The sequence below is a fragment of the Micromonospora sp. DT31 genome (assembly GCF_049841795.1).
In the GTDB taxonomy this organism is placed as follows: domain Bacteria; phylum Actinomycetota; class Actinomycetes; order Mycobacteriales; family Micromonosporaceae; genus Micromonospora.
In genome coordinates, this window is the sequence record NZ_JBNCKZ010000003.1 from 403,785 (window position 1) to 405,981 (window position 2,197).

Consider the following 2,197-nt stretch of genomic DNA (forward strand, 5'->3'; position numbering starts at 1 on the left):
GGCCCACCCGCCCCCCCCCACCAACCCCCGGTACCCCCCACCCCCCCGGGACCCCGAGGCTCCGCCGCCCGGGCCCCGGCCTGACCAGGCCACGTGTGGCTAGGAGTTGCCGGATCGTGCGCCGGGCAGCGTCCGCAGGGCGGTCAGCGTCATCTTGGCGTCCCGATAGGACACCCGGAACATGTGGTGGCCCACATTCAGGACCCGCCGCTCCGGCATGGAGTGGAAGTTGCCCTTGATCGAGGCCCCGCTCATGATCGTCAGTACCGTGCCCGGGGTGATGGGCGCGCGTACGTCGATGGTGAGTTCGCCGTCCAGCACCAGAACACCTGTGGCCCGCACGCTCGTGTAGTCGTGGTCGCCGGAAATGGTGATGGCGAGGCGACCCGGTCGGCTGATGGTCACGTCCCCGCCGACCTTCAGGACGTTGCCCTGCGCGACATCGGTGAGACTGACGGACAGCGCGGACGCCGCTTCCGCGGCCGACAGGCCGGGCTCCAACACGCCGCTGTCGACGTGGATGTTGCCTCCCACAAAACCGCTGCCGCCGAGCGTGCCACCCTTGACAGCGACCGAGCTCGCGTGCGATCCGGCGATCGAGAGCTTGCCGCCTTCAACCGTCGTGCCGCCGTCGTAGGTGGCGTGGCCCGACATGATCAGCATCCCGGATCCCTGCTTGGTCAGGGACGCCGCATAGAGGTTGTTGTCGATGTTGTTCTGGATGTAGGCCGCGCGCGCGTCCATCCATTCCTTACGCCACTTGGTGGCGTCCTCGTAGCTGATCTTGTCGTACAGTTCTGGGCGCCCGTTGGTGATGGCTTGGACGTAAGGATCAGTCAGAATGCCCTGAAGCATGAAGGCGTTTTCGCCGAGCTTACCGTCCGGGCTCAGTACGTTGGGGCTGAAATCACCGGCGAAGGCAAGACCCTGCTTCTTGTAGGCCGCCAGCCACTCCCGATCCTCCCGCTCCCTTTCCTTGATCGCGATCTGGCTGATGTCGTTCGACCAGACGTCCAAGGGCGCCTTGTCCATGTTGTAGGTCATGGGGCCCAGGAACTGACCGGGGCCATACATGCCCTTGTCCAGGTCGGGGATGCCCCAACCCCAGCGCTCGTCCGGAACCCCGTCGGGAGCGGTCCAGGCGATGGATGCCCCGGACGGGGAGGTCTGTCCGGTGCCGAGGAATCGCACACCGTCGGACATCTTGTTGTTCGCCGTGGTGAACATCAGGTCACGGACCTGCTTGGCGTCCATGTTGGGATAGCGGGAGAGCAGAACCCCCATCACCGCTGTCGCAACGGGCGTCGCCGGAGACGTTCCGTTCGAGTTCGAATAGTTGGTGTCGCCGCCGCTGTTCGTGGTCCGAACACTGTTCGACGGGGTGGACACGGTCCACCATTTGGCAAGCCCCGCCTCGTTGTACCCGAACTGCTTCGTGTATTCGGGGTTGGCCGCGGTGGGCGGCTGCACCCCGCCGACGCATACCCACTGCTTTTCCGCCGCGGGATTGAAGAAGGGGTACGCGGGGCGGAAGTACGGATTGCTCCAGTCGTTGTTGCCGGCCGACCTCACGTTGACGGTGCCGCTGTCCTTGATAGCGTCCCAGATGGCATCCATGAAGGAGCGTCCGGGGTAGTCCGGATTGTACTGGATGCCGCCTTCCGAATAGCTCTTCTTGAAGAGGAAGAACTGGTACTCCAGATCCTTCAGTTGCTCGTTTGGGATGATGGTCGCCATCGCGGTGGCGCTGGCGCTGTCTTTGCCGCGCAGTTGGTAGGCGTTGGCGAGGTTGCCACCGACCCCGAGGTCGTTGCCTAGTGCCGTGACCACGAACGTTCACGGTGTTGGTTGACACGCCGCGCGGCCTGTCGGCCGGGCGGCGTTGTGCCGGTCAGGCTGTGGCGGTGGCAGATCTTGTACGCGTGCGGCGGCTGAGTGATCAGGAAGGTCAGCAGCTGCTCAGAATCACCCGCCGGGGAACCGGTTCCCCGATCCGACTACGGCGGGCGATGGTCGTGCTCGCCTCGGCCGGTGGGAACACGGTGCCGGCGATCGCCCGCCTGGTCCAGGCCGATGAGGACACGATCCGGCAGGTCATCCACCGGTTCAACAAGATGGGAATGGCCAGCCTGGACCCTCAGTGGGCGGGTGGCCGTCCCCGCCAGATCAGTCCTGACGAAGAGCAGTTCATCGTCGA

General features: G+C 65.1%; 2 protein-coding genes. One reads left to right on the forward strand and one right to left on the reverse strand.

The window, feature by feature from the left end; translation table 11 throughout:
- Positions 1-99 precede the first annotated feature (99 nt).
- Positions 100-1,830, reverse strand: a complete 1,731-nt coding sequence (locus ACLQ2X_RS08380; RefSeq protein WP_425680386.1) for a S8 family serine peptidase — start codon at positions 1,828-1,830, stop codon at positions 100-102.
- An 11-nt stretch (positions 1,831-1,841) separates the two neighbouring features.
- Between ACLQ2X_RS08380 and ACLQ2X_RS08385 the strand changes: the two genes are divergently transcribed.
- Positions 1,842-2,197 (forward strand): helix-turn-helix domain-containing protein (locus ACLQ2X_RS08385; RefSeq protein WP_425680387.1); only part of this gene is annotated, 356 nt, incomplete at its 3' end.